Here is a 26,662-nt window from a genome sequence, read left to right as displayed (position 1 = left end):
GAACAATCAGCAGGAGAAAATATTTGTCAGTTCGTCAGGCACCAGACTGGACCGGTCCCATCGACCCGAAATCGCCAATCGGGGCGCAGGTGCACAGCCAGATCAAACGGGCGATCCTGACGCTCGAACTGGCGCCGAACGAAGCCTTGAGCGAAAAGGAACTGTCGCTGAAGCTCGGCGTCAGCCGCACGCCGGTGCGCGAAGCGCTCATCAAGCTGGCCGATGAAGGACTGGTCGATATCTTTCCGCAGCGCGGAACCTATGTCTCTCCCATCCGTGTGGCGGAAGTGATGGAAGCGCAGTTCATCCGGGAAGCCCTGGAGATCGCTGTTGTGCGCCGGGTCGCGCGTGGTGCCGACGCTGCTTTCGCTGCGCGCCTGGACGAATTGCTACGGCTGCAGAAACAGGCCGTCGATGCGAGGCATCTCGATGATTTCATGGTGCTCGACGACCAGTTTCACCGCGCCTTCTCCGATATCGCAGCACTGCCCCGAAGCTGGAAGGTCATCCAGTCGGTGAAAAGCCAGCTCGACCGGGTACGCTACCTGAGCCTGCCCCAGCCGGGCCACATCGAACAGCTTTACATTCAGCATGCCGATATCGCCGCCGCAGTGAAAGCCAATGACCCTGACGGGACAGCCCGGCACATGAAGACACATCTGAGGCAGGTTTTCAGTTCGATCGATGAGCTCGTCAAACAGCACCCTTCCCTCTTCGGGGAGAAAGCCAACCGGCCGGCGCGGTAGCGATAACGTCAAGTGATGTTATTGTCCTGCTCCCGGCTCGTCCCTATATGAGCCTCACGTTTATTTGAGCAAGGGATAGCCATGACGACGATGCCGCGAACGACCCGATTTGCAACTTTATTTGCAGGATTGCTCCTGGCATTTTCCATGGTGGCCATGGATCACGCCGAGGCGCGCCGTGGCGGCAGCTTCGGCAGCCGCGGTGCCCGCACCTCCCAGTCGGCTCCGGCGACCCCGACAGCGCCGCAACCAGCCGCTCCGGTGGAGCGTTCGATGACGCCGAATACTGGCCAGAGCAACACAGGCCGCCAAGCGCCGGCGGCAGCCTCACGTCCGGGCTTCATGAACGGTTTCGGCGGCTCGATGCTGCGGGGATTGGCGCTGGGCGGCCTTATCGGGCTCCTGCTTGGCCAGGGATTTGGCGGCATGGCCGGCATGTTCGGCTTCCTGCTACAGGCTCTGTTGATCGGCGGGTTGGCCATGCTGGCCATCAGAATGTTCCGCTCGCGATCGGCACAGTCGCCGGTCGCTGCAATGGCTGGAAATTCATCCGCTCCCGGCAACTTCTCCTATCGCGAAGCTCCGGCTAGCAGCTCCTCCTCCTCCTCAGCCAGTGGTTCGGGATATCCAGGCTTTCCGGGTTTCGGCTCCCGTGCGCAAACCGCGGCCCGCTCCGGCAATGCCGATGAGATCGGCCTGACGCAGCAGGATCGCGAGACTTTCGAGCGCCTGCTGGCGGAGGTGCAGGATGCATTCGGGCGCGAAGACCACGCCGGTTTGCGCCGGCTGGCAACGCCGGAAATGGTTTCCTACTTCTCCGAGGAACTGGCTGAAAACGCCAAGAACGGCGTGAGGAACGATGTTTCCGACGTCAAGCTGCTGCAGGCGGATATCGCGGAAAGCTGGAGCGAGGGCGATCGCGATTATGCCACCGCCGCGCTGCGCTACGCATCGCGTGATGTCACCGTCGACCGTGCCGATGGCAGCATCGTCGAAGGAAATGCGGACCAGCCGACGGAAACCACCGAACTGTGGACGTTCACGCGGCAGAACGGCTCGGACTGGAAACTCTCGGCAATCCAGGAAGCGTAACTTACCCTATACGGTTCACCGGAACTCAGGCAGTTCCGGTGAACCTGTGCCTACTGCCGAAGCGGAATCGTCAATCTCGCGATGAGGCCGGATGGTTGCCGGTCAAGAAGCTCCAGCCTGCCCTGATGAGCCTGTACAATTTCATCGACAATGGAAAGTCCGAGACCGAATCCGGCATCGCCTCGTGTCCTGGCCGCATCGATCTTATAAAACGGCTCCAGAACCCGTAAGCGGGATTCCTCCGGTATTCCGGGACCATCATCCGCGACTTCGATCACGACCGTCTCCATGGTCGATCGCAGTTCTACAATGACATTGTTGCCGAACTTGACCGCATTATCGCAAAGGTTGGTGACCGCGCGCGTAATCGCAAGCGGTTTGAAATGCGCGGTGGCATGGGGGGGACCATCGTAAACAACGTTGTGTCCGATATCGCTGAACTCGTTGCAGATCGTTTGAAGCGTCGTTGCGAGGTCCACCCGTTCGATCTGTTCGCGGTGATGATCATCCCGCATATAACTGAGGCTTTCCTTGATCAGGCTGTTGATACGTGCGATGTCGGCCAGCAGCATATCGCGCAAATCAGGCTCGCGGATGCGTTCCGCTCGAAGTCTCAACCGCGTCAACGGCGTGCGCAGATCATGGCTCACGCCCCGCAACATGCGCGTTCGGCCATCGATCATGTTTGTGATGCGACCGCTCATTTCGTTCAATGAGCGGGCAACGGCCATGATTTCAACGCTGCCTTTCTCTTCGAAAATGACCCGCCCCGATGTGATATCCGCATTTGCCGCCGCCGAAGCGATATTTCGTAGGGGTCGCGTGATCGCCCACACTGCGAAGGACGAGAACAGGATGATCAAAGTAATGAGCGCCACCAGATAGTGTGGACCACGTCTCAGGAGTACGGTCCAGAAAACCGTATTCGGAACGCCCTCCATGACGAGTATTGATTGCCCGTCAACCCCGGCCGCGACGACCCGCCTTCCGTCAACGAAAGTCTTCCAGCCTCCGAGCGGCGTCTGTGGTCCATCGGGCTGGAAAAGAGACTCGAAAGCGATATCAAAAGTACTCTCCGTAGGAGATGACCTCGTGAATGTCCTGGCGAATTCACGAGGCTGCAGACTGATATCCCAGCCGGCGCGATTGGCAGCGCGCAAAATAATCCCACGCTCTTCGGGCGTCGCATCCTTCAGGATCGAACTGATCGAAAAAACACGTTCGGCAAGCCTCTCCACCTCAGGGATCGGCTGGTCGTTTCCAATTCTCTGTTCGAGCATGGAGCCGCCAATCTCCAGCATCGAACCGCCAATGACGATGATGATCAGGCCAACGAGAATGATGCCTGTGATCTGACCATGAATGGTCCGTAGCGAAAAGAGCTGACGAAAGGGCATGGGATCTCTCTGTGCGTATCACTCAATCTCTCTCATGAGAGAGCAGGCATTTCACCCGTTTAAATATTTCGTTTTGTTGCAATGGGAGGTTGCCGTGTTTCCCCATCACGGAGGGTTCGCAACAAACCGTAACAAAAATACACGCTCATAACGGCCCCAGTGTGGAACAAATCCGCAGCAAGTCCCCCTTCCGCCCCGGATCGGGGGCCGGCAAAATATCCTGGAGCCTCCATGTCATATCTTGAACAAAACAAGCGGCGTCTTTCGCCCGTCGCCATCTGCGCTGCAATCGGCATCGCAGGGCTCACCTCCCAAGCCCGTGCCGCCGACCAGACCGCTTCAGAGCAAGCGCCCGAACCGGCAATCGACAGCGCGCGTTTCGGCGATGGCCAGCCGAAACGCGACTGGAGTTTGATTGTCGGGGGTGGAGGAGCTTACAAGCCAAAATACGAAGGAAGCGACGAATTCGAGGTCAGTCCCATCCCCTTCATTATTTTCAAATATGGCGATTGGCTGGAAATCGATCCGGGCGGCGTGAGTGTTACCGTGCTCGATACCAATGGGTTTACGCTCGACGCGAAAGTCGGCTACGAATCGGGACGTGACGAAGACGACGGCGATCGCCTCAAGGGGCTCGGCGAAATCGACGCCGGGGCGACTGTCGGCGCGAAACTCGCTTACGATCTGGGTCCCGTTGAATTATATGCCGGCATCGATCAAACCATTGGCGGCAGCAAGAGCCTTCTGGGAACCTTCGGCGCCGAATACTCCGCCCCGGTGACGGAGCGGCTTGTTCTGGGTGTCCAAGCTGAGGCGACATGGGCCAATGAGGAGCACATGCAGGCCTATTTCGGCGTCGATGCCGCCCAGTCGGCACGCTCTGGCCTTTCCGAATATAAGCCGGGAGCGGGCATCAAGCGCGTCGATTTTTCGGCATCCGCCACCTACGCCTTGAGCGAAAACTGGATGGTCCGTGGGCAAGCAGGCATTGGCGTGCTGACCGGCGATGCGGCGGACAGCCCCGTCGTCGAGAAAAAGATGCAGCCGTCCGTATCGGCTTTTGTTGGGTATAAGTTCTGATTAGAGCATTGATTTAGAAGAAGCGCGGGCTGGACGGCACCCCCCTCTGCCCTGCCGGGCATCTCCCCCTCAAGGGGGGAGATTACGCCTTCATAAGCGCACGGCACCAATCGCAGGCGTTGCAGAATGAATGCCGTCATCTATGTCAGCCAATCTCCCCCCTTGAGGGGGAGATGCCCGGCAGGGCAGAGGGGGGTTATGCCTCGCGTTTCCATAAGACCAGCCCCCCTCAAGCCTCCTCCACCACCGCGGTAAACAAATACCCACCCAGCCTGACAGTCTGCAAAAGCGTCGGCTCCTTCGGATCGGCCTCGATTTTCTGCCGCAACCGGCTGATATGCACATCGATGCTCCGCTCGATCGGCCCAGCCAATCCGGCATGGGTGAACAGCAGCAACTCTTCACGTGTAATGATCCGTCCTGGATTTTTGCAGAACGCCAGGAGAAGATCGAACTCCGTCGTCGTCAGCGCAATGCGGGCGTTGTTCGGGTCGTGAAGCTGGCGGCGCATGGGATCGATCAGCCAACCGTCAAATCGCAGCTTTCGCTGTCCGGAACTGCTCGTCAGCCCGTATGAGGCGCGCCGGAGAAGGCTGCGAATACGCGCGACCACCTCTCTGGGGCTGAACGGTTTGGTGATGTAGTCATCCGCGCCGACTTCCAGCCCGACAATCCGGTCGATTTCCTCTCCAAGCGCCGTCAGCAGGATAATAGGCGTCGTCTTCTCGGAGCGAATACGCTTGCAAATGCTGAGGCCGTCTTCGCCCGGCAGCATGACGTCCAGGATGATCAGATCGAAGGAATTGCTCCGCAGGAGAGCCTGCATCACCCGTCCATCTTCCGCAACGGTCGGGAGCATTCCGTTTTCCTGCACCGTCAGCGCGAGGAGATTACCAATTTCCGGATCATCCTCGACGATCAGTATTCTGGCGTTGGCGGAACTTGGCTGCATGACATATTTCCTATGTGAAGACGGGCACAATGCGTTCCGCGCCCGCCTCCAGACATTTCACTTTATTAAGTTTTGTTGCGACCGGCAACGCGCGTCATATCTCAGCCGACTGGAAGAACGGCTTGAAGATCCGCGCCGCCCGATCACCCAGACCGGAAACGACCAGATGGAGAGACGGGATCACGATCAGGGAAAGCAGGGTGGAAACCAGCAACCCGCCAATCACCGCGATCGCCATGGGCGCTCGGAATTCGCCTCCATCCCCTACGCCGAAGGCCGAAGGCAACATGCCGCCGATCATGGCAAGCGTGGTCATGACGATCGGACGCACGCGCTCCGAACAAGCCTCGATGATGGCATCCATCCGGGACAATCCATGCGCTTCACGTTCAATGGCGAAGTCGAGCAGCATGATGGCGTTCTTGGTGACGATCCCCATCAACATCAAGATGCCGATGACGACCGGCAGCGACAGGGCGCTCCCGCTCAGCAACAGACCGGCGGCAACCCCGCCGATCGACAGGGGAAGAGAGGCCAGAATGGTCCATGGTGCCAGAACGCTGCCGAACAACAGGATAAGAATGACAAGAACCAGCATGACGCCCGCGGCCATCGCCACGGCGAAGCTGGCGAACACCTCGCCCTCGGTGTCGGAATCGCCCGTCGTCTGGATGCGCGCGCCTTCCGGCAGGTTCTTGACGCTGGCGAGTTGCATGATTTTTTCGAGCCCCTGCCCCGATGTCATGCCGCCGGCCATATCCGCCCCAATCTCGATATAGCGCTGGCGATCGTATCTCGAAATGGCGGAAACCGTCTCGTCAAAGCTGATATCGACAACAGCCGATAATGGCACCGATGTTCCGTTCGCCGCCGGCACGGTAAGCATTTCCAGCGTCGGCAGATCGTTGCGCGCATTGCGGTCGAGCAGGACACGGATGGGAACTTGCCTTGAACCATCGGTGAAATCCGGCAGGCGGCTGTCCACGTCACCCGCGGTCGAAACCCGGATCGTCCGTGCGATTTCCGCCGGGGACACGCCCATCGTCAGAGCTTTATCCGCCTGAACCTTCATGCGCAGTTCCGGGCGCATCGCCGCATTGTCAGCGGTCGGGTTGATGAAGCTTGCATCCGCCGAGAGTTCCCGGAGTATGCTGTCCGCAGCCTGCTGCGCCAAATCTCCATCAGCGGAGAGAACGGCAAACGACAAATCCCGCCCGCCGCGCATATTGAGGAACCGGAGTCTCGCGTCGGGGACTGAGGACAGCTCCTTTTCGAGGTCGGCTTCGATAGCAAATGATGAGCGGCTTCTTTGTGATTTGTGTAGCAGATCGACAAGAATGCTGGCGTAGCGCACATCCTCCTGCCCCGTTGTGCTCGCGCCGGCGCGAACAAACACCCCTTCCACCTCACTGTCCTGGCGGATACGGCCCGCGATTTCATCAGCGACCGCGCGCGTCTCGTCCAGTGTCGCGCCTGGCGGCAACTCGACGGAAAGCGTCAGGCGCCCCGTATCCTCCTCCGGCAAAAAGGCTGATGGCACCGAAGTCAATGCCATCATCGCCAGCGCGAAGAAACCCAACGCACAGCCAATCGTCGTCCACCGCCATCTCAGCGTTAGTTTCAGGAGCCGCTCGTAGGCAAGCGTGAGACGCCCTCTCCTCTCCAGCGAGGCCGTGCGGTTCGTCATGATATAGGCGGCCATGATCGGGGTGATCAACCGCGCAACCAGCAGCGAGAAGAACACAGCAATCGCGACCGTCAGCCCGAACTGCCGGAAGTATAGGCCTACAACGCCGCTCATGAAGCCAACAGGAATAAACACCGCCATGATGGTGGCGGATATCGCAATGACGGCAAACCCGATTTCGCCGGAGGCATCCAGCGCGGCCCGGTAGGCGGATTTGCCCATATTGCGGTGGCGCACCACATTCTCGATTTCCACGATCGCATCGTCGACAAGGATGCCGGTCACAAGGGTGATCGCCAGCAGGCTGAGGATATTGAGCGAAAATCCCATGAGATAGATGGCAAAGAAGGTCGGAATAATCGAAAGCGGCAATGCCACGGCGGCAACGATCGTAGCCCGCCAATCCCGCAGGAACAGAAACACCACGACCACCGAAAGGGCCGCGCCCTCGAACAGCGTGTTCATGGCCGAATGATAATTGCCCGCCGTATAAGACACGTTGTCGTCCACGAGCTTGAAGCGGACATCCGGATTCTCCGCGCTCAAGTTTGCCAGAGCCGCAGCCACCTCGTCCGCAACGGCGACATCGCTTGCCCCTTGGGAACGGTACACGGCAAAACCGACCACATCCCCCCCATCGAGTATGGCGATAGACCGGGGTTCCGCAATCGTGTCCCGCACACTGGCAATGTCGTCCAGCCGTATGCTGGCATTGTCCGACAAGGCGATCCGCACGCCGGCGAGGTCGGATACGCTTGGCGCCGCGGCCACGGTCGTAAGCGCCCGCTCGCGCCCGTTGAGATTGCTCCGCCCGCCGGACCCATCGGCTTGGCTCGCGATCAGGCTTTCGTTGACCGCGTGTGCGGTCAATGAAAGCGCCTGCAGCCGGAACGGGTCGAGTTCAATGTGAACCTCCCTGTCGACGCCACCGGCGCGCTCGATACGCCCGACACCCTTCAAGCCCTGCAATCGCCGCGAAACGACGTCATCGATGAACCAGGAAAGTTGCGCGAGTGTCATGTCCCGGCTGGTCACCGCATAGGTCACCACGGACTGCGCTTCTTCCTCAACCCGCTCGATGACAGGCTCATCGATCGTATCAGGCAAATCAGAGCGTATCTTGGAGACGGCGTCACGCACATCGGCGATAGCGCGATCCGGCGATATCACACCCAGTTCAAACTCGACTTTGGTTACCGAGCGCCCTTGTCCAACCGTGGATTTGATCTCCTCGATGCCCGGCAGCGGCGCTACGGCATCCTCTATGCGCCGGGTGACTTCCATCTCCAGTTCGCTTGGCGTGGCGCCGGATTGCTCGACGGTGATGTTCACGACCGGCGTGTTGACGGTCGGGAAATAGGTGATGGGCAGTTGCGTGAAACCGTAGAGACCGATGATTGTGAGAATGACGAAAAGAAGAATGGACGGAAGAGGTTTGCGAATGGCCCAGGCCGAAATGTTACTGTTCATCAGAGCGGCGCTCCCGCTTGACGGCTGAGCGATGCGGTTGGCTCGTCAGCCAGAGCGTTCGGCGCGATCACCGGCGTGACCCGCTCATTAGCCTTCAGGAACGCACCGGCCTTCAGCGCGATCGTTTCCCCATCCTTGACGCCGTCGACAATCTCGACGAAGCCGCTTTGCTGCGAGCCGATGCGAACCCGGCGTATATCCACCACGCCATCGGAAACGACATAAACGCTATGCGTCCCGCCAGAGCTTTCCACGGCGGAGCCGGGCACCAGGATATTCTCCCGTTCGGCGATATTGACGGTCCCGCGCGCGAAAACACCGGGAATGAGCCCTTCCTTTTCGGCAAGCTCGATCCGGACCGTCCCGCTTCGCGTCTTCGGGTCCAGTTGCGCCGCGTTCAGCCTGATGATGCCTGTGACGGCACGATCACGCCCCGGCAGGACAATTTCGGAACGCATGCCTTCACGAAGACGCACGAAGCTTGTCTCGGTCACCTGCGCGACAAACTCTATGTCATCATCGCCGGCGATGAGGAAAAGCGGCTCCGCGGAGCTTGATGTCATCGCGCCGATGCGAGCGCTCCGGCTCAACAGCTTGCCGGCGGCGGGAGCCCGCAAGGTGCTTCGCTCAACCGTCAGTTCGATCTCCTGCCGTTCGCGGGCGATCAGCTGTTCTTCAGCCGTCGCAAGCTCCAGCGATTGGCGCGCCAACCGCAATTCCGCCACGGCACGGGCATGCGCATTCTGATGTTCATCGAGGACATGATCCGCGATAATCCCTTTCGGCTGAAGCAAGCGGCTTCGCTCCAGCTTCTTGAGCGCCTCCGCCTCATTCACCAGCGCCACATCCACCTTGCTGCTTTCGACCGCGACGGCGGCCTTGGCGCGGAGCAGGCTCACCGCGTTCTTGTCCAGCAGCATCATTGCTTCCGTCGTATCGAGCAGCGCGAGTGGCTGGCCCTTTTCAACAGATTGTCCGGCCTCCACGAGGATCTGCCTGATTTCCTTGCCCACGACAAAAGGATGGACCTGGACCTCCTCGCGGGCGGCAAGCGTTCCAACCACCGATATCCGCTCCGTGACAGCGCTTTTCTTGGTAATCAATGCCGTAACCGGCATCTGCGCCTCGGAGGCCGCCGCTATCGGTACGGCATAGACGAGGGACGCTGCCGTCACGGCAAGCGTGACGTTGCGCCGGAGCGAGGGAAACAGAAGAGACGATGCCGTCATGGAGCGACCTTTGCTTGAACCGGAGGACAGAGAGCCCTCGAATGTCAGGCCACACTGTATCGATGACGAACGCCTGAGCTGTTTCGTCATTTAAAGAAATGTTGCAGTGTCAGGATTGCATGGAGATGACGTGGTCATTTGGCTTGAAAGTCATATCCGATACGGTAATAGAACCGCCCGGCCAACTTCCCGTCCTTGAGAACCACCCGCTCCATCGGCTCGCTCAAAGTGCTGAAATGACCGGCGAGGTCAGGATTCTCAATCTGACCGCGCTTGGATGCCAGCAAGATGGCTGGACGTCCCTCAAATGCTTCCGGCTTGAACCAGTAATCATACATGAGACTATCCTCTCCGAGGACACCCCGCCCGACCGAACTGGATACCCCGTTCCCGTCAATCCCGCCGTAGAAGGCTAGCTCGCTCGCCAGATTGTATTTATCAAGCGCGATCATGATCGGCTCCGCGCCGGTATCCTGCCTGACATCGCGCTGGATGCTCGCCGCCTCGCGCCCGAATTCGCTCCACGCCACCGGCAGGTTCGGCAATTTCACAGCGTAGTCCACACCTGGCAAACCCAACACCAGATAGTTCAATCCGACTCCGTAAAAGACCAGCGCGATTGCCACCGTCGACACCCAGACCCGCCGCATCCTCAGCGCGAAGTTGGATGAGGCCTCCGCAATGGCGAGCATCATCATGGAAACCGCCGGCAGCGCCGCCAGCCAAAGCGGGCCGGTCCAATTGAGCTTCGTGGAATAAAGCAGGCTGAAGCCCATGAAGACCGAAAGCGGCGCCAGCGTAAAGATTGTCATGAACAACGTAAGACGACGGAGCGCGGAGTGTCGCGGCGCCCTGCTCGTCAGGCTGTGCCGGTGCCAAAGCGCGATGATCGCCGCCACCAACCCCGGAGGCGTAAGCAGTACCGTTGCATTCAAAATAAGCGAAGGCAAAGCGAACCGGAATTTGTCCGCCATGCGGCCGGTGCTCTGGAAAGCGAAAGACGCCAGGCCATTCTCGATGTTCCAGTAGATAACCGGCGAGAAGACGAGGAGCGCCAGCGCCGCCGCAAGATAGGGTTCCGGCCGCTTCAGCCAGCCCCGCGCCCGGACATCAACCAGCATGAATATCAGCGTCGCCGGGCCTAGCAGGGCGATGGTATATTTAGAGAGCATACCGAGGCCGATGAAGATGCCTGCCCCCCACCAGGCGCGACGTTGGCCGCCGAGCAGCGCCCGCTCCAGGAAATAGAGCGAACCGGCCCATGCCGCTGTCAGCGGCGCATCTGGCGTCATCAAGAGGCCGATGCCGAAATAGAACGGCATGGCAGCGACCAGCAGCAAGCTGACAAAGGCAACCGACTTGCCGAACAGCCGCCGCGAGAGGCTAAACGTAAAGAATGCGGTTGCGAACCAGCACGCCAGGGCGGCGATGCGCACGCCGAACTCATTATTGCCGAATATGCTGGTACCGGCCCGGATCAGCCATGCCACCATGGGCGGATGGTCGAGATAGCCGATATCGAGATGCTGGGAATAGTTCCAGTAATAGGCCTCCTGCGGGATCACGTCGATGACGCCGATAAACAGGAAGCGCAGCAGGACGGCATAGCCGACCACACCAATGGCGGCAACGCGCCAGCGTATATCGTATGGCACACGCGGATTGACCGAAGGAAATACAAAGAACGCCGAGCCGAGGTAGCTGACGACAGCCGCCGCGCCGATGGCGAAGATTATGGCCCATTGCGCCGGCATATCGAACAAGCGCGATGCGCCTGCCAGCACGCTGCCCCGCATGGCGAGCGCAAGGAGGCATATTACCAGATAGCGCAAGTAGACTTCGCTTGCGCGCTCCCCGCTCGCCTTCCACCCTGCGAAAGCCCAGCGTGAGTTCAGGCAATAGTTCGAAACGGTGGCGACGCAGAAGCTCAACACATGCGCGGCAACAAGCCCTGCTCCGACGGCGATCAGGGCCTGAAACACGAGAAGATCGACAAACATGCCGATGAAGCCGACCGCCGCGAAGCGGGCCGCGCCGCCAGCCGATATCGCCCCGCCGCCCAGCACCAGAAGGCGGCGTAAATAGGCCACCATTTGCGCCTTGCCGATCTTGGATTCGCCATGGACCCGATCCGGAAAGCTGATCGGCACCTCGATGACGTCAAGCGCCCCGCCGCCATGGGCCATGACCTCCAATGCGATCTTGAACCCCGCCGCCTCCGGGTCGACGGCCAGCAACCGCTCGCGGCGCACGGCGAAGAAGCCGGACATCGGATCCTTGATCTCGGTCAACGGCCAGGCAATGAGGCCGCCGAGCCGCGAGAGCATGCGCCGTGGCAAAGGCCAGCCGGGCGTCGCACCGCCGGGCACGTAACGGCTGCCCACGACCATGTCGGCTTCCCCGTTGAGCACGGGCTGGACGAGCGCATGGATGCTGGACGGCGCGTGGCTGAAATCCGCATCCATGACGACGACGACATCGGAGCGAGCAACTCTGGCAGCCGCCAGCACATCACCGGCGAGACCACGGGAGCCTCCACCCGCGACAAGGCGGACATCGGCCCTTTTTTCCCAATCGTTTACCCGCTCGACGGTGCCGTCCGTCGAGCCGCCGTCCGCAATGAGAATTTCGAATTCGAAGCCATAAATGGCCTCATCGAAAATGGCGGCAAGCAGAGGGTCGATATTCTCCGCTTCGTTCAGCGTGGGAACAATGATCGAAACAAGCGGGTCCCCGCGCACAAGGAAGGCCGGGAGCGCCTCTTCCCCCATGCGCTGGATCTGGATGGAATTTGGTATGATCGTGGACATGGGGCATGGAACCTGAAGCCGTAAATGGGAGCTTCAGGCGTACCAGAGGCAACGACAGGCTCGACGCGAAGTTTTGTTACGAAACATTGCGCGAGCATGACGATATCGAGGCGTGTCAATCCATCGCCCGGATCGGATTTCCTACGGTTGCCAATCCGTCATCCGGAGAACGGTGCCGCCGAGCTTCTGGAACGCGCGCTGGCGGCAGGAGAAGACGATGATCTGTTGATCCTTCGATTGCCGGTGGAGCGCATCGAACATCTTCTCGATGCGGTCGTCATCCGAATAAACGAGGGCATCGTCGAGAATGACCGGCGCCGGCCGGCCATCGCGGGCGAGCAGCCGCGCGAAGGCTAGCCGCGTCAGCACCGACAATTGCTCCCGCATACCGCCGCTCAGGCGATCGACATCTTCTTCCTGGCCATTGCGCAAAATCTTGTGGGGCAGAAGAGTCTTGTCGTCAAAAGTGATGGATACGTCATCGAACAGCAACCCGAGAAGCGGCCTAAGCTCAGCCATGACGGGCTTGAGATAAGTCTCGCGAGCCTCGGATCGGGCACTCTCCAGAGCCGCCAACAGCCGCTGCGAGACCGCGACTTCCTTCTCGAACGCGGCCACGCGAGCCTTTGCGGTCACGAGCGCCTCGCCGGCCTCGCGCCATTTCTCTTCCACCGCCTCATCGGATCGAGCCACAATTTTCCCGTTCAGCCCCGCAACATCCTCGCGCAGCTTATTGATCTCTTTCTCGACGGTTTCCTCGACGGAACGGGCACGCCTCAACCGCGCCTCGGCGGAATCCAGATCGACTGCCGCAGCCCGCAACGTCTCTACCGCCTCCTCTGCCCCGGCGAGTTGACGGCTCAAATCCTCCAGCGCGTTCGCCAAAACGCGCTCGCGCTCGCCGCGCTCCTCCTGCGGACCAAGAATTGCATTGACCTGCGCCTGTTCGCCCTTCAGCGAAGCCAACGCTGTTTCAGCTGCAATAAAGGCTTCGTCAGCGCCCTTCTGCATGGGCTCCACTTCACGTAGAGCCAGCCGCGCAGCCTTTCGCCGTTCCTCCGTCTCAGCATGCGCCGCTCGGACTTGCGCCGGGTCTTCGCTCATTTCGGGAATCTCGGCGCCGGTCACACTATGCGCTTCGACCTCCGCCCGCAGCGTAGGCAACCCCTTCGGCGCAAGCAGGGACAACCGGTCTCGCAATACACGAAGATCCCCATCCATCTGCTGCGCGCGCATCTGCCGCTCCCGCGCGGCGGCAAGGTCTGCGACGCCCATCGCGTCAAGCAGCCCGCGCCGCTTCTCTTCACCCTGCTCCAGGCGGCCATCACTACGAGCCGCACGGTTTGACCGCAGCGTGATTGTGCCGACACCCGGCACGACAAGCCGCGCCTGTCCGTCAAAGCCGCGCTCTTCGCCATCCATCAGCGGGGTACCGTCCACTGTTACGCGAACCGATGCATCGTTGTCATAGGCAATGGCAACCGAGGGGCGCGCCGCGGCTTCGACCGCGCGCAGTGTCGCGATTTCCAGCTCGATTTCCTGGAGCGCGTCAATGTCACCAGGCTTTATCTCCAAGAGCGCGAGCTTCGCTTCGCCCTCTTCGAGCGTCCGGCGGGTGGCTTCCGCCTCCCTCAGCCGTTCCTTCAAGTCGGCCAGTTGATCCGCTTTTTCCTTTGCCTTCAACGCTGCGTCCAGGCGGGTGAACAGGTCACGCATCTCCTGCTCCTCGGTCTCAGCCGCCGCCGCATCCGCCCGTGCCTTCTCGATTGCATCCGCGGTGACCCGGCGCTTGTCGATGGCTTCGTTGCGATGCTGCTCGGCATCGCGAAGCCGCCCCTTCAGCTGTTCCGCTTTTTCCAGGGCATCCCGGAAATTCGCAAGGTCCCCCCCGACGCTATCCCGACGTTCTCGAACGAATTTCAGTTCGGTTTCCGCGGTCTTGAGCATCCCGCTCCGCGCCTTTGCCGCATCAAACGCCAACTGCGCCGCCTCGATCGCGTTGCGCCGCTCCTGTCTGTCGTCCTCCCTGCCCAGTTCGGCGAGCCGCTTCGTCGCCAGCGCCCGTTTGTCCAGCGCCTCGCGCAAGGCGGCAACTTCGCCGGAAAGCTTCTGTTCTTCGGCGACGAGCCTGTCGTGCTCCTCGACTGCGGAGGCGTAACGACCGCCGATTTTCGGCCCCCTCGTTGTAATCAGTTTTCCAAGTTCGTCGGTCACGGCATCAATAATATCAGCCATGCGCCGCCCGCCGGTGACGGCCTCCACCTCACCCTGGACGGATTCGACAAGGCTTCGGCGCACCTTCTCGTCTTTTTCTTCGGAATCGCTCTGCTTTTCGATGCCCGTGATGCCTTGCCTGACCCATAGCAAGCCGGCCGGCCCCGCCGTGCCGCCCTTGATCAGACCGGCAATGAAATTCTCCGCTTCATCCGCCTGAGCCAAAAGCCGTCCAGAAGCGATATCGGTTACCCGCGCCCATCCGCCGCTATAATATTGTTTGGCGATGCGAAAACGGCCTTCCACAGTCGCAATATCCGCCTCCACCAGCGGGCTTCCACCGCTATAGGGCCGTAGCTTGGTGACTGCCCCGGACTTGCCCGAATGCCGCTGGAAGAACAGCGCGTGGAGCGCCTCGAAGCTGGTCGATTTGCCGAACTCGTTGACGGCGCAAAGCACGTTGACGCCGTCACCGATCCCTTCGATCGCAACCCCGCGGCCGGCGAAGCGCTTCACATTGAACAGACGCAGCGCTGTGATCTTCATGATGCGCCCTCTTGCCCATGGGACTCCTGCGCGTAAGAATAGAGGCGAGCGAGTGCGGCGCGCGCGATTTCACGGTCAACGGCGGAGCGGCTCTCATCCCCAGCCTCGGCAAGCAGCATGTTGGCTGCCTCACGCAATGCCCCGCCGCGATCGATCATGTCGAGGTCTTCCCCCTCGCATTCCGTCGCCAGATTTGTCTCATCGAGTTCCAGGAATGCAAAATCCGGCGCGGCTCTTGTGACCGCTCCCGCCAAAGCCGTACGCAACGGCAATCGGCTGCGTCCGGTTGCCACCACGCGGGCGAGCGTCTGTCGGCGCTGCCTCGGCCCAGGCAACAGTGCTTCCAGCGCCGGTACGGGATCATCGCTATCGAGCAGATGCAAATCCAGCGTTCGCCAGGCGAAGCCGGCCATCTCCAGCGAAGTGACCTCCGGCAGGGCGGAGGGACCGGGGATGTTCACAAGCAAAGCACTCCCAGGCCGATCGTGCTTGAACCGGTCTGGTTCGGGCGTTCCGCTGTAGCGCGTGCGCGGATCGACTTCGACCGCGCCATGCCAATCGCCCAGCGCGAGATAGTCGAGGCCCGCCCGCCTCGCCCGATCGGGCGCAATGATTTCGGATGCGTTTCCTTCCTCGGAAAAACTCCGGATCGCGCCATGAGCAAGCCCGATGCGGACGGCTCCTTCAGGCGTCGCTTCGCCGTCCATCCATTCGGTCAGATCGCGGCCGGGTCGCCGGGTTGTGCATGGCGCAGGCAGCAGCACGACATCAGCCGCCAGTTCGAGCGGCCGGGGCTCGTCCAGCACAATGACATTCTCCGGCGCGTCTGCTTTCAGCATCGTCCAGAGCTGGGTCGCCTGCAGGGAATCATGATTGCCGGGCAGGATCACCCACCGGATTGGCGCATGATGCGCCATCTCCACGAGCGCCTGCCGGCGGACATCGGGCGCAGGCGTCTCGGTATCGAACGTATCGCCCGCGAGCAGGACGGTCAGCGCGCCCTGTTCCCGCGCTTGGCTCGCAAGCCGCCCGATGACCATATGCCGGGCTTCACGCAACCGGCTGGGTAGATCACCGGAAAAATTGCCAAAGCGCTTTCCAAGATGCAGATCGCTTGAATGAATAAAACGGAACATGCCTATCCGCCTCCCCGCTCAGCTGTTTAGCGAAGATTTCCGTGGCCAAGAAGCCCCTTGTCACGCTTTGCGAATATATCTTCGCGGAGGGGTGCAATCCATGTATCCGATAGTCCGTTCAGCAATAGTCAGTATCCGGCCTTCATGATCGACCGCTCGCCGCGAAGATGCCGTGCAGCGGCATCCCTTTGGTCCTTCTTCAAGCGACCATTGGCGATAAACCTGATGAGCCACGGAATGCGCTTGACCTTGTCCCTGGCGGCTTGCGCGAGAATGAAACTCTCGGCGCATTTTTCGAGGATTTCCACATTCATCAGCAGGCGTTCGAGGTTCATGCCGAAACAGAGCGCCATCTCATCGAGGCAATAGGCATTAGCGCCATTTGAGAGGGCTTCCATCAGCCTCTCCATCGACCGCACGTTCACCCGTTTCGCTTCGATACCCAGATGCCGGACCTGCTCGTCGAACACCGCCGGCATGGACAGATCAAGGCGCGCAAGCCGTGAAGTCCACGGAAGCGCGCCGGTGGCAATCGCGCCAACATCGGGTCGCGCCGAATATATCCGATGGTGCAATCCCTGGCGCGGGGCGGAAAGTCGCGCCCACTCGAAGACTGGGGTGACATCCCGCGTCGCGCTGATCTGGACACTGACAAATGCATCCTGTTCGGGGATGCGTTGGGAAAGCGTATCGCCCGGCACTAAAAGCCCCTTGCTGGCGAGCCTCGCCGCCGCCTCGCCTAGAGCCGTCTCGATTTGGGCGTTGTCCACCTTGGTCAGCATCACACCAGCCGGAAAACGGTTTCGAAACGGTCGAGAGCGTCGTCGATGACGTCGTCCGTATCGGCCATGCTCGTATAGATGCGGCTACCGGCCAGCGTCAGGATGCCGTGGGCCATGTAGGCCGCGCCCATTTCCTCCATCAGATGCTTGCGCGCATTGGCCTCGCGCATAACCTTGATCGGGTTGCGCATGCTCATCAGCAGCACCGCTGAGGTCTGCAGATGGACGATCGAGCCCATGTTATAGACCACATAGGGCAGGCCCAGCCGGTCGAGGATTTCCTTCAGCCCCTTGGCGAGCCTGTCGCCTGCGCGCCCTGCGATAACAGGCGCGTTGGTGCGCGCCATCTCTTCGATGGCATGATACCCGGCGACGCAGGACAAGGGATTGGCGGAAAGCGTGCCGCCGACGAAGGCGCGCTTCTTGGTCGTGCCGATGCCGCCCACCAGCGTCATCATGATTTCCTTGCGCCCGCCGATGCCGCCCGCCATCAGATAGCCGCCGGTCAGGCACTTGCCAAATACGGTTATATCGGGGCTCACGTTGAAATAGCCTTGCGCGCCTCCCATGCCCACGCGGAAACCGGTGACCACCTCGTCGAAGATCAGCAGCGCACCGAATTCATCGCAGAGCTTGCGGACCTCGCGGTTATATTCAGGCGTGACGGGCCGCGTACCGCTTTCCGGTCCGAGCGGTTCGACTATGACGGCGGCGGTGCCGCCGCGGATGCGGTTCAGCATCAGCTTGCGCCGCAGCGTGGCAAGTTCGTTGGGGAAAACTTCTTGCGTATAGGCGGTGACGCCTTTCGGAATACCCGTGGCCTCGCGTCGCCCGGTGCCCGGCACGCGCATGCCGTAGACCATCTGGTCGCTCCAGCCGTGATAATCGCCGCCGACCTTGACCACCCACTTTTTGCCCGTGTAGGCGCGGGCAAGACGGATCGCCCCCATGCAGGCTTCGGTGCCGGACCCCAGCATGCGGAACATCTCTATGCCTGGCATATATTGGCGGATGATTTCTGCGAGCTTGAACTCATATTCATGGGTGAGGCCGGTGACCGCACCGCATTCATCGATGACCCGGTGCACTTTTTCGCGCACGGGAAGATAGTTGGAACCCAGAAGCGTCGGGCCGCCCGCTTGCAGAAAGTCGGTATAGCGGTTGCCGTCGACGTCCCAGATATAGGGGCCATCCACCTTGGCGGCGGCAATCGGGAAAGGATAATTGAAGGCAAGGTTATGCTGGACGCCGCCGGGGATGACTTCCGCCGCCCGCGTGGCCCATTCCTTGGAAGTAGGACATTTCCGGTCGAAATAATCGAGCACACCAGGCATGTTCGCCCTGGAAATGCCGCGCGGAGGCTGCTTGAGCAGCGCGTTCAACCGATCCATCAGGTCCTTGTTATCAGGCCAGGCGCTGATGGCGTAGGCGGGTTCCGGCGTACGGGCGGCCATGTTCATTTCAGGCTCCATTGGTCTTAAGCCTTCTCCAGCGCGTCCATGATGAACGCCTGTAATTGGCTGTCGAGATTGATGTTTTTCAAGATGCGGCCACGCAGATAAGCGGCGGCGCTGGCTTCGATCTCGCGAATCATCCCGGTCGCGGTCTTGAGGTCGGTTCCGGCGCAGATGATGCCGTGGCTTGCGAGAAGATAAGCAAAAACATCCGGCCGCAGCGCGTTGGCGAGAGCCTTGACCAGCATTCCCGTGCCGGATGGCCGGTAAGGGACGCGCGCGACATGGGAGCCGAGCGCCGCGATGCCCGATTGCCCCTCACCCTTACCCTCTCCCCGCGCGCGGGGAGAGGGGGGCATCGATGTTGCCGCTTTTCCGTGTTCGTCATCTCCTGGCAAAGAAATTGGCGAAAGCGCGGACGTCCCCCTCTCCCCGTTCTTACGGGGAGAGGGTAAGGGTGAGGGGCAACCGGCGGATGGGTCTAGTTGCCAATTCAGCTTCTCATGCAGCAGCGCCACGGCGCTTGCAATCGGCTGATGCGTATGGACGCTGGCTTTGCGGTTACGATGAAAGCCAAGCATCCGCGCATGCAGGCCCTTCTCGATGGTCGGGGCCTTGTCGCCTTCCACCACAACGAGGGTTTCGATATCGAGGATCACCACATCTTCCGCCCGCATGGATGAATAGTCCGTGGCGGATGGCGTCACGGCCATCAGCCGGTCATCGACGCGAACGCCGATATTGCCGCCGGTTCCGGCGAGATAGCCATTGTCCGCGAGAGTACGACAGGTATCGGCAATCTCCTGCCGCTCGATCATGAACCTAGCCATGCGCGCTGCCCTTCGCACCATTCAGACGTTTGTAAAGCGGCGCGAGCCGCCGGTGGAATTCGGTGAAAATGGCGAAGCGCTCATCATAAAGCGCGCACTGGGCTGCCGCCGGCTCGTAGACCTTATCGATCGTCACGAGATTTGCGGCATCCTCGATGCGGATGAGGCCGAGACCGGCGGCGCCGATAAAAGCGGCGCCGCGCGCATTCGCCTTCATCGGCTCATGCGGCTGGCGGATGCACACCCCCAGCACATCGGCGAATATCTGGCACCAGGCGCCCGACATCGCACCGCCGCCGATCATGGTGATCTCGTCCGGCTTACGGCCAAGAAATTTGCTCACCGGTTTCATCATCCAGCGCGTGTTGAGCGCAACGCCCTCGAATACGGCCCGCACCAGTGTCTCCCTGTTATGCCCTATGCTCATGTTGAAAATACCCGCTCGAAGCGTGGGGTCGTCCACCGGGCATCGCTCCCCGAAGAGCCAGGGCAGATACATCATGCCGCCGGCGCCCGCTGCGGTGCGCGCCGCGATTTCATCGAGTATCCGGTAAGTGTCGGGTGTCGGTTCCGAGCGGGTCAGGCCGTCATCGTGGAAGACGATGCGATCCTTGAGGAAGGCGATGTTGCTGGCTCCGCTCGATTGCATCGCCATCATCAGATATTTCGACGGAACCGGGCAAGGAACGGATGTGATCTGATTTAGAACGTGCGTCTTCTTGAAGGGTACATGCGCGGCGATCCAGGAGGACGACCCCATGTAGAGATGGGTGTCATAGTCCCCAAGCGTACCGGCGCCAATAGCCGCCGCCGAATTATCGATGGCGCCGGCCACAACGGGCGTCTTCGGCGAAAGGCCTAAGGATTCGGCGACGGAAGGAAGCAGGGTTCCCACGATATCCGTACAGCGCGCCAGCTCCGGAAATTTTGCCTTGTCGATGCCGCCTAAGCCAATCAGCCCGTCGTCATAGCGGATATTGTCGACGTCACGGTTGTCGGTAACCCAGGAGGTCAGGATCGAATCCTGCGTGGCGCAGAAGCGGCCGGTAAGCCGCAAGTTGAGAAAATCCAGGACATTGAGGAATTTATAGGTCTTCTCGTAGATATCAGGAAAGGCGTCGCGGATCAGCAGCATATGGCCGGCAGGGTCTTTGCCGGACAAGGCCGGCGCGCCGCCGCACAGCCTCAGCCATTTTTGCAGCTTGATCGGATCGTAACCCGCGACGTTCAGCAGGCCGCGCATTTCCTTTTTCAAGTAGCGCGCCCCGCGCATGTCGAGCCAGATGATCGCGTTCATCAACGCCTTGCCATCGCGGTCGACGGCGATCGTTCCTTCACCCTGGGCCGACGAGCAGACCGCGACGATGTTTTCGCGCGGGACGGCATTCTGAGCGAGCACATCCCGCGCCGCCTCGATGAATGCATCCCACCATTGCGCCGGGTCTTGCTCAGCGCCGATTTCATCCACCACGATCAAGGGAACCGGCCGGAACCCCCAGGCAACCACCTTGCCGGTGATCGAAACCAGCCCGACCTTGCAGCCGCTGGTGCCAAGATCGATCGCCAGGATATATTGGTCGGCTTTGGTCATGTGCCGACGATAGTGAGCCCCGCATCTTCTGCGTAGCGCAAAGCTGCCCTTTTAGGGGTCTTATCCGGTCAAAGGGATAAGTGAGCCCGCAGCGCGCCGGGCGTCGCGCCTGTCCACCGGCGGAAGGCGCGGCGGAAATTATGGGGGTCCGAAAAGCCGACGGCGAATGCGATTTGGTCGACCGGCATGTTCTGATTGGACAGAAGCTCGAGCGCGCGGTTTTTCCTGAGGCCGTCTAGGATCGACTGGAAGGACACCCCGCTTTCCGCCAGCCTGCGGCGGAGTGTCCGCTCACTCATACCGAGCGCACGCGCCACCTTGGAAATATGATTGCGGCTGTCGAGCTTCTGACGGAGCACCCTTTCGACGGACTCGATGATTTCCGCGGCCTCGCGGCGGCGGGCCCGGTTATAGGCCAGGAACTCTATCAGTTGGCGATGGGTGAAGGGATCAGCGGTCGCCAGCGGACGCTTGTACCAGGCGGGATCAAAAACGAAGACGCTCTCCATCTGGCCGAACCGCACCGGACAGCCGAAGACCCTTTGGTAAGCCTCCGCATGCGCGGGCGCCGGATAGGCTAGATCGATCCGCAACGGCTTGAAACCATCGCAGGCAAGGCTAGTGGCTATCCCCATGAAGCTCGCGAATGCTTCCTCCACCAGAAACACGTGGATCTCGGAATCGTGGAACCGGCTCGCCGCGGTGACAGCGATTTCTTCCGCGCCGATCCTCGTGTCGAATTCGAGCATGCTGCCCGTATCCTTCTGAAGATCGAGGCCTAGCTTGACCGCATCACCGACCGTACCCGCCGTCAGCATCGCATAGCCGACCAGACCGACGGATGTTATCTTTTCGCGCATTCCGGTCTCCAGCCCCAGCGCCCTGCCCTTCGCCATTTTCAGGCCGCGAAGAATTGCTTCGCGGCCTTGGCGAAAGGAGACCTGACAGGCGGGATCGGCGAGATCTTCCTTTTCCATGCCGAGACCGGCGGTCAGCCGCGAGGCATCCAGACCGATCTCACCAAGCGTCGCGATGAGGCTGCGAATAAGAAATACCGGAATATTGGCGGTGACGTAGCGCGCATCGACTATATTCATATTCTCCCCCCAAGATTCATATCCTTCCCCAAGACGATTTTCCCCTTCGTCCCGCAGCCAGACAATGCGGCTGCCTATGGTCTGAATGAGAATACAAACACACCTGCCTGGCAACCATCAAATGCAGCATTACGCCACGAATTGGCCGGATAGGACACCACAGAGGCCCCAAACTCCCTTGGCCGGAAAAGGCCTGCCTTCTATTCTTCGAGATAAGAATAAGGGAACGGCGATGCTTTTGTGGATACTCGGCTTGAGCGCCGCCTATGCGGTGGCGCTGAACGGCACGATGGTCATGCCCGTCGTCGTGCTGTCGATAAGCAAGCTTGCAGGCTATGATGAGGGAATGGCGACGCTGGTCGCCAGCGCGGAGCTGGCCGGCATCGCGCTTTATGGGCTGTTTCTGCCGAAACTGGCGCTGAAATCCTGGAAGGCGGTCGCCATCGGCGGCCTCGTCGCGGTCGTGGCCGGCGAAGCCGTGAGTTTCACGCTTCACGCCCCCTTGCTCCTCGCCGGCGCCCGCTTTGCCACCGGCCTTGGCGAAGGCGCGGTGTTCAGCCTTGTTGCGATGAGTCTCGCTTCACGCGCGAATGCCGAGCGGCTTTGGGGCGCGCTCTGCCTCGTCGGCGGCTCCGCGATGGGGGTCCTGCTTTTCGTGGTGTCGCTGATGCCTCAGCCGGAAGCGGACGCGCCTGTCTTCCTCATGCTGGCCGCGTTTGCCGCCGTCATGGCCCCGCTTCTGCTCTTCGTCACCCGGCGCTCGCCTTCCCTGACCGTGGCCACTCATCATTCCAGACTCGATCGCAGCAAGATGCTGCTGGCGATGGTCGTCGTCTTTCTTGTTTACGCGGTGCAGGCGGCGCAATGGGCGGTCTGCGGCTATGTCGGCGAGCGAGTGGGCTTGAGCAACGGTGAGGTCGGCTTCTACCTCGCCGTCTCGTCATTGGCGGGTTTCGCGGGCGCGGTCATACCTTCCTTCACGCGTGACAAGGCCAAGCGGCTGCCCGCCGTCCTTGCGGGCTTCCTGATCATGGCCGCCTCGATCTATTTCCTGTTCAACCGGTTGACGCCGCCGGTCTTCGTCGCGGCGCAGGTTTTCGTGAACATGGGCTTCTATGCCGTGACGCCGTTCGTCACCGGCATTTTGACCGAGAACGACCCGGACGGGTCACTGATGTCTCGCACGCTGGTCGTCGCCATCGTGGGCGCCACGGTCGGGACGGCGCTCGCCGGACCAGTCTTCGCGGCGGCGGGCGCCAGCGCCTTCGCGTGGGGTTGCCTCCTGCCGCTCGCCATCGCGGCGATCTGCGGTGTGATGATCTTCGGCCATCTGCACCGCATCCTTCCCGCGATAGAGGCTGTCAAAACAGCGGAGTGACCTTTGTCAGATATCGACCCCCTTAGGTTCATGCTGAAACGACAGCGCGAAGCATTCGATGAGGAAATGCATCCATCGCTGGAAGTGCGCCGCGACCGGCTGAACCGCATCGGCAGATTGCTGAAGGAAAACCAGGCCGCCCTTTGCGAGGCGGTTTCGCGCGATTTCGGGCATAGATCGCACCATGAAACGATACAGCTCGAAATCGCGCCGCTCATGGGCGCGCTCCGCCATACGCGAGCGCGTCTGCGCCGCTGGATGAAGCCTGAGCGCCGGAGCCGGTCGCTGGAGTTTCTCCAATTTTCAAACTGGGTTCAATATCAGCCACTCGGCGTGATCGGCATCATGGTGCCGTGGAACTATCCGCTTCTATTGGCGCTTGGGCCGCTCATCGACATTCTGGCTGCGGGAAACCGGGCGATGATCAAGCCCTCGGAACTGCTCCCCGTGACCTCGGCGCTTCTCGCCCGGCTTGCCGGCACCTATTTCAAGCCGGAAGAAGTTGCCGTCACCGAGGGCGGAGTGGAGACCGCAGAGGCCTTTTCCGCCCTGCCTTTCGATCATCTGATCTTCACCGGCTCGACCGCCGTCGCGCGCAAGGTCATGGCGGCGGCGGCGGAAAACCTCACGCCGCTGACGCTGGAGCTTGGCGGCAAATCACCGGCCATCATCGCGCCGGATTATCCAGTGGCACAAGCCGCGCGGGACATCGCGTTCGGCAAGCTGATGAATGCCGGCCAGACCTGTATCGCGCCCGACTATGTGCTGATCGAGAGAAGCAAGCTCGAAACATTCGCCGCCGCCTTCATCGCAACAGCCGAAACCTTTTATCCGCGGCAGTCCGGCGAGACGCACTACACAAGCCTTGTCGGGGAGCGCGCCCATGACCGGCTCATGCGCGGGATCGGGGAATGCCGGGCGCGCGGCGTCAAACTCATGAGCGCCGGCATCGCGCTGCCCGCCAAGGGCGTCCACATTCCGCCTACGCTGGTTATCGACCCGCCAGCCGATTGCCTGTTGATGGAAGAGGAAATCTTCGGGCCGGTCCTGCCACTCATTCCCTATGATGATTTCGACGCAGCGCTCAAATTCATCCGCGAACGGCCGCGCCCGCTGGCGCTCTATCTTTTCACCTGTGACAAAGCCATTGAGGAAAAAGCCCTCCGCAACACGATTTCCGGCAACGTGACCGTCAACGGCACGCTTCTCCATATCGCACAGAACGATCTCCCCTTCGGCGGCATAGGCCCAAGCGGCATCGGCGCCTATCACGGCCATGAAGGGTTCAAGCGGTTTTCCCACGCGCGCGGCATTGCCAAGGTGCGCATCTTCAATCCCGCCCGCCTCGCCATGCCGCCCTATGGACGCATCGCCGCGCTGCTGGCGCGTTTCATGATGCGGGGGTGAGGCAGCGCCTGTTCGCCTGCAAAGCTTGGCCGCATATGACACCAATGTGACCCCATTTTCCCTTGCTGAAAGCAAGGTCAAATCTATCGTCGCAAGTGGGAAGAATAGGAGTTTCTGAAGAGCGCCGTCGAAACTGCCGGAAGCTTTACACTACATAAAAAACGAGGGGACAAAATGAACACGAATATTGAGGCCGGAAAGGCGCGGTTTGCGCTTGCAGTGTTGGCTGGCGCGTTATCGCTCGCATCCTCGACCGCGCTTGCGGGAGGGTTCACCCGAGGCGAAGCCGACACCGACATCCTCTTCATGGAAGGAAACTACGCGATCCGTTCCGGCGGCGCATATGTCTCGCCCCGCCGCACCTATTCCACGCTGAACGGACGCTCAAGCTCCGATAGCGCCTATTCGGATACGTTCTGGGTGCCGGGCGTCGCGCTCAAGGCAAAGCTTGGGTCATCGCCCGTCACTTGCGCGCTGACCTATACGCAACCGTTCGGCGTCGATGCCACCTATGGCGAACAAGCGCAGTATGCCGAAGCCGAAACGGCCACCGGCCAAGGTCTGCCGCTCGTCAACCCGACTAGTAAGCTGAGCTTCTCGACCGACGAATATGGCGCCACCTGCGCTGTCCGCTTCGATGCCGGTCGCGGCGGCCTTCACCTGATCGGCGGCCTGTTCTACGAGACTTTCGAATATGACGAAGATACCTGGTTCGGTTCTATTCATCTGGAGGATGACGGCGGGTTCGGCTACCGGATCGGCGCTGCCTACGACATCCCGGAATACGCCATGCGTTTCCAGCTCATGTACCGCTCGCAGGTGAAACACGATGCGGAGGGCACCTTCACGCCTTCGGAGCTCGCGGCCAGCTATGGGATAATCGGCAATCTCCCATCGGTCGGCGGCGGAACCCTGCCGCAATCGGTCAAACTCTCCGCCCAGACCGGTATCGCACCCGGCTGGCTGGCCTATGGCTCGGTGACCTGGACGGACTGGAGCGCCCTGCCTTATTTCCGGTACGACGTCGAGAATCTCGCCCAAAGCATCAAGACTTTCAACTACAAGGACGGCTACACAATCCAGGTTGGCGTGGGCCACGAATTTACCCAGAAACTTTCGGGAACCGTAAACCTGACCTGGGATCAGGGCGTGGGAAGCGGAGCCGACATCGCCACCGACACCTGGACCGTTGGATTGGGTAGCGAATACAAGACCGAAATCGGCACATTCGGCCTGGGCGTCTCCTTTTCCTACCTGACCGAAGGCTCGCAAAGCGAGACCAAAGGCGCCACATTCAACGCAACCGCCGATGACGATTGGGCGACCGCCGTGGGCGTGAGCTATTCGTATTCGTTTTGATTATCGCGCGCCCTAGAAAGCTTCCTCTTTTGGTGGAATCGCTTGGTGTCCTTTTGCGCCGTTGTCGTGAATGGATAGGTTGAGGCATGGATTCCTGTGACAAGCACAGGAATGACGGAAGAGAGGGTTCTTCGCCTGAAACTTCATCGTCTTGCAGGCGGAAATGTTTGGGCTGGTGTCAAAAGCCATGTTGCCGTCATCAAGTCAGTTGCGGTTTGGGAGCGATTTGGTCACGGATGCGGGCGTTTGCGCGGATGATGATCTTTCGCATGATGGCTGCAAGAGCGAGGCGCTTTGGCTTCCCGGCTTTGAGGAATGCCTTGTATGCCGCGGCCAGATCATTTTTGCCGCGGATGGCGGTCAGGGCTGCGATGAAGAGCATCGGCCTGATGTGACGGCGCCCGC

18 protein-coding genes and 1 pseudogene are annotated in these 26,662 nt (G+C 60.7%); 6 read left to right on the top strand and 13 right to left on the bottom strand.

Features of this window, described 5'->3' with window-relative positions; all coding sequences use genetic code 11:
- Positions 1-23 precede the first annotated feature (23 nt).
- Both C7477_RS15540 and C7477_RS15535 read left to right on the top strand, forming a co-directional pair.
- On the top strand, positions 24-746 hold the full coding sequence (locus C7477_RS15540; RefSeq protein ID WP_110753802.1) for a GntR family transcriptional regulator: 723 nt from the start codon (positions 24-26) through the stop codon (positions 744-746).
- 81 nt (positions 747-827) lie between these two features.
- Positions 828-1,838: a Tim44 domain-containing protein gene (locus C7477_RS15535; RefSeq protein WP_245411862.1), complete on the top strand. Its 1,011-nt coding sequence runs from the start codon at positions 828-830 to the stop codon at positions 1,836-1,838.
- A gap of 50 nt (positions 1,839-1,888) precedes the next feature.
- On the opposite strand, the gene C7477_RS15530 is transcribed toward C7477_RS15535, so the two are convergent.
- A complete protein-coding gene (locus C7477_RS15530) occupies positions 1,889-3,235 on the bottom strand; it encodes an ATP-binding protein (RefSeq protein WP_110753800.1) in 1,347 nt (448 codons plus the stop codon).
- Between the two features lie 231 nt (positions 3,236-3,466).
- Here C7477_RS15530 and C7477_RS15525 point away from each other — a divergent pair, with 231 nt between their 5' ends.
- Entirely contained in the window at positions 3,467-4,315 is an 849-nt protein-coding gene (locus C7477_RS15525) for a MipA/OmpV family protein (protein WP_110753798.1), read from the top strand.
- Between the two features lie 229 nt (positions 4,316-4,544).
- Here C7477_RS15525 and C7477_RS15515 read toward each other — a convergent pair whose 3' ends face one another.
- The 11 genes from C7477_RS15515 to C7477_RS15465 all read right to left on the bottom strand — a co-directional run bounded on the left by C7477_RS15515 (position 4,545) and on the right by C7477_RS15465 (position 22,113).
- Positions 4,545-5,267, bottom strand: coding sequence for a response regulator transcription factor (locus C7477_RS15515; protein WP_110753797.1), 723 nt, complete (start codon positions 5,265-5,267; stop codon positions 4,545-4,547).
- A gap of 94 nt (positions 5,268-5,361) precedes the next feature.
- Positions 5,362-8,424: an efflux RND transporter permease subunit gene (locus tag C7477_RS15510; RefSeq protein WP_110753795.1), complete on the bottom strand. Its 3,063-nt coding sequence runs from the start codon at positions 8,422-8,424 to the stop codon at positions 5,362-5,364.
- Entirely contained in the window at positions 8,424-9,653 is a 1,230-nt protein-coding gene (locus tag C7477_RS15505) for an efflux RND transporter periplasmic adaptor subunit (protein ID WP_245411861.1), read from the bottom strand. The genes C7477_RS15510 and C7477_RS15505 overlap by 1 nt, the downstream gene beginning before the upstream one ends.
- Before the next feature lie 134 nt (positions 9,654-9,787).
- Positions 9,788-12,463, bottom strand: a complete 2,676-nt coding sequence (locus tag C7477_RS15500; protein WP_110753793.1) for a glycosyltransferase family 39 protein — start codon at positions 12,461-12,463, stop codon at positions 9,788-9,790.
- A gap of 141 nt (positions 12,464-12,604) precedes the next feature.
- Entirely contained in the window at positions 12,605-15,223 is a 2,619-nt protein-coding gene (locus tag C7477_RS15495) for an AAA family ATPase (protein ID WP_110753791.1), read from the bottom strand.
- A complete protein-coding gene (locus C7477_RS15490) occupies positions 15,220-16,359 on the bottom strand; it encodes a metallophosphoesterase family protein (RefSeq protein ID WP_110753789.1) in 1,140 nt (379 codons plus the stop codon). Before C7477_RS15490 ends, C7477_RS15495 begins: the two co-directional genes overlap by 4 nt.
- A gap of 128 nt (positions 16,360-16,487) precedes the next feature.
- Positions 16,488-17,141, bottom strand: a complete 654-nt coding sequence (locus C7477_RS15485; RefSeq protein WP_110753787.1) for a hypothetical protein — start codon at positions 17,139-17,141, stop codon at positions 16,488-16,490.
- Entirely contained in the window at positions 17,141-18,601 is a 1,461-nt protein-coding gene (locus tag C7477_RS15480; RefSeq protein ID WP_110753861.1) for an aspartate aminotransferase family protein, read from the bottom strand. Before C7477_RS15480 ends, C7477_RS15485 begins: the two co-directional genes overlap by 1 nt.
- 17 nt (positions 18,602-18,618) lie before the next feature.
- Entirely contained in the window at positions 18,619-19,425 is an 807-nt protein-coding gene (locus C7477_RS15475) for a class II aldolase/adducin family protein (protein WP_110753785.1), read from the bottom strand.
- Positions 19,418-21,016 (bottom strand): xylulokinase, encoded by a 1,599-nt coding sequence (locus tag C7477_RS15470; RefSeq protein ID WP_110753783.1) that lies wholly within the window; start codon positions 21,014-21,016, stop codon positions 19,418-19,420. Before C7477_RS15470 ends, C7477_RS15475 begins: the two co-directional genes overlap by 8 nt.
- Positions 21,017-21,084: 68 nt before the next feature.
- On the bottom strand, positions 21,085-22,113 hold the full coding sequence (locus tag C7477_RS15465; RefSeq protein ID WP_110753781.1) for an AraC family transcriptional regulator: 1,029 nt from the start codon (positions 22,111-22,113) through the stop codon (positions 21,085-21,087).
- A 232-nt stretch (positions 22,114-22,345) separates the two neighbouring features.
- On the opposite strand from C7477_RS15465, the gene C7477_RS15460 reads away from it, so the two are divergent.
- From C7477_RS15460 to C7477_RS15450, 3 genes are all read left to right on the top strand, one after another.
- On the top strand, positions 22,346-23,491 hold the full coding sequence (locus tag C7477_RS15460; RefSeq protein ID WP_110753779.1) for an MFS transporter: 1,146 nt from the start codon (positions 22,346-22,348) through the stop codon (positions 23,489-23,491).
- Positions 23,492-23,494: 3 nt separating this feature from the next.
- A complete protein-coding gene (locus tag C7477_RS15455; protein ID WP_245411860.1) occupies positions 23,495-24,898 on the top strand; it encodes a coniferyl aldehyde dehydrogenase in 1,404 nt (467 codons plus the stop codon).
- Positions 24,899-25,072: 174 nt separating this feature from the next.
- Complete coding sequence (locus tag C7477_RS15450; protein ID WP_110753775.1) at positions 25,073-26,257, top strand: OmpP1/FadL family transporter; 1,185 nt, start codon at positions 25,073-25,075, stop codon at positions 26,255-26,257.
- Positions 26,258-26,456: 199 nt separating this feature from the next.
- Here C7477_RS15450 and C7477_RS15445 read toward each other — a convergent pair.
- A pseudogene (locus C7477_RS15445) lies at positions 26,457-26,662 on the bottom strand (IS110 family transposase); the annotation flags it as partial.

This window comes from Paramesorhizobium leguminum (genome assembly GCF_003217235.1).
Taxonomy (GTDB): Bacteria; Pseudomonadota; Alphaproteobacteria; order Rhizobiales; family Rhizobiaceae; genus Paramesorhizobium; species Paramesorhizobium leguminum.
This window is presented reverse-complemented; position numbering and strand designations above follow the sequence as displayed.

What these genes read in the sequence shown, in the direction of transcription:
- C7477_RS15505 (WP_245411861.1), bottom strand. Translation starts at nt 9,653, where the DNA reads ATGACGGCATCGTCTCTTCTGTTTCCCTCGCTCCGGCGCAACGTCACG.
- C7477_RS15480 (WP_110753861.1), bottom strand. Translation starts at nt 18,601, where the DNA reads ATGAACATGGCCGCCCGTACGCCGGAACCCGCCTACGCCATCAGCGCC.
- C7477_RS15490 (WP_110753789.1), bottom strand. Translation starts at nt 16,359, where the DNA reads ATGTTCCGTTTTATTCATTCAAGCGATCTGCATCTTGGAAAGCGCTTT.
- C7477_RS15460 (WP_110753779.1), top strand. Translation starts at nt 22,346, where the DNA reads ATGCTTTTGTGGATACTCGGCTTGAGCGCCGCCTATGCGGTGGCGCTG.
- C7477_RS15465 (WP_110753781.1), bottom strand. Translation starts at nt 22,113, where the DNA reads ATGAATATAGTCGATGCGCGCTACGTCACCGCCAATATTCCGGTATTT.
- C7477_RS15450 (WP_110753775.1), top strand. Translation starts at nt 25,073, where the DNA reads ATGAACACGAATATTGAGGCCGGAAAGGCGCGGTTTGCGCTTGCAGTG.
- C7477_RS15475 (WP_110753785.1), bottom strand. Translation starts at nt 19,425, where the DNA reads ATGGCTAGGTTCATGATCGAGCGGCAGGAGATTGCCGATACCTGTCGT.
- C7477_RS15495 (WP_110753791.1), bottom strand. Translation starts at nt 15,223, where the DNA reads ATGAAGATCACAGCGCTGCGTCTGTTCAATGTGAAGCGCTTCGCCGGC.
- C7477_RS15525 (WP_110753798.1), top strand. Translation starts at nt 3,467, where the DNA reads ATGTCATATCTTGAACAAAACAAGCGGCGTCTTTCGCCCGTCGCCATC.
- C7477_RS15500 (WP_110753793.1), bottom strand. Translation starts at nt 12,463, where the DNA reads ATGTCCACGATCATACCAAATTCCATCCAGATCCAGCGCATGGGGGAA.
- C7477_RS15515 (WP_110753797.1), bottom strand. Translation starts at nt 5,267, where the DNA reads ATGCAGCCAAGTTCCGCCAACGCCAGAATACTGATCGTCGAGGATGAT.
- C7477_RS15530 (WP_110753800.1), bottom strand. Translation starts at nt 3,235, where the DNA reads ATGCCCTTTCGTCAGCTCTTTTCGCTACGGACCATTCATGGTCAGATC.
- C7477_RS15485 (WP_110753787.1), bottom strand. Translation starts at nt 17,141, where the DNA reads ATGCTGACCAAGGTGGACAACGCCCAAATCGAGACGGCTCTAGGCGAG.
- C7477_RS15535 (WP_245411862.1), top strand. Translation starts at nt 828, where the DNA reads ATGACGACGATGCCGCGAACGACCCGATTTGCAACTTTATTTGCAGGA.
- C7477_RS15510 (WP_110753795.1), bottom strand. Translation starts at nt 8,424, where the DNA reads ATGAACAGTAACATTTCGGCCTGGGCCATTCGCAAACCTCTTCCGTCC.
- C7477_RS15470 (WP_110753783.1), bottom strand. Translation starts at nt 21,016, where the DNA reads ATGACCAAAGCCGACCAATATATCCTGGCGATCGATCTTGGCACCAGC.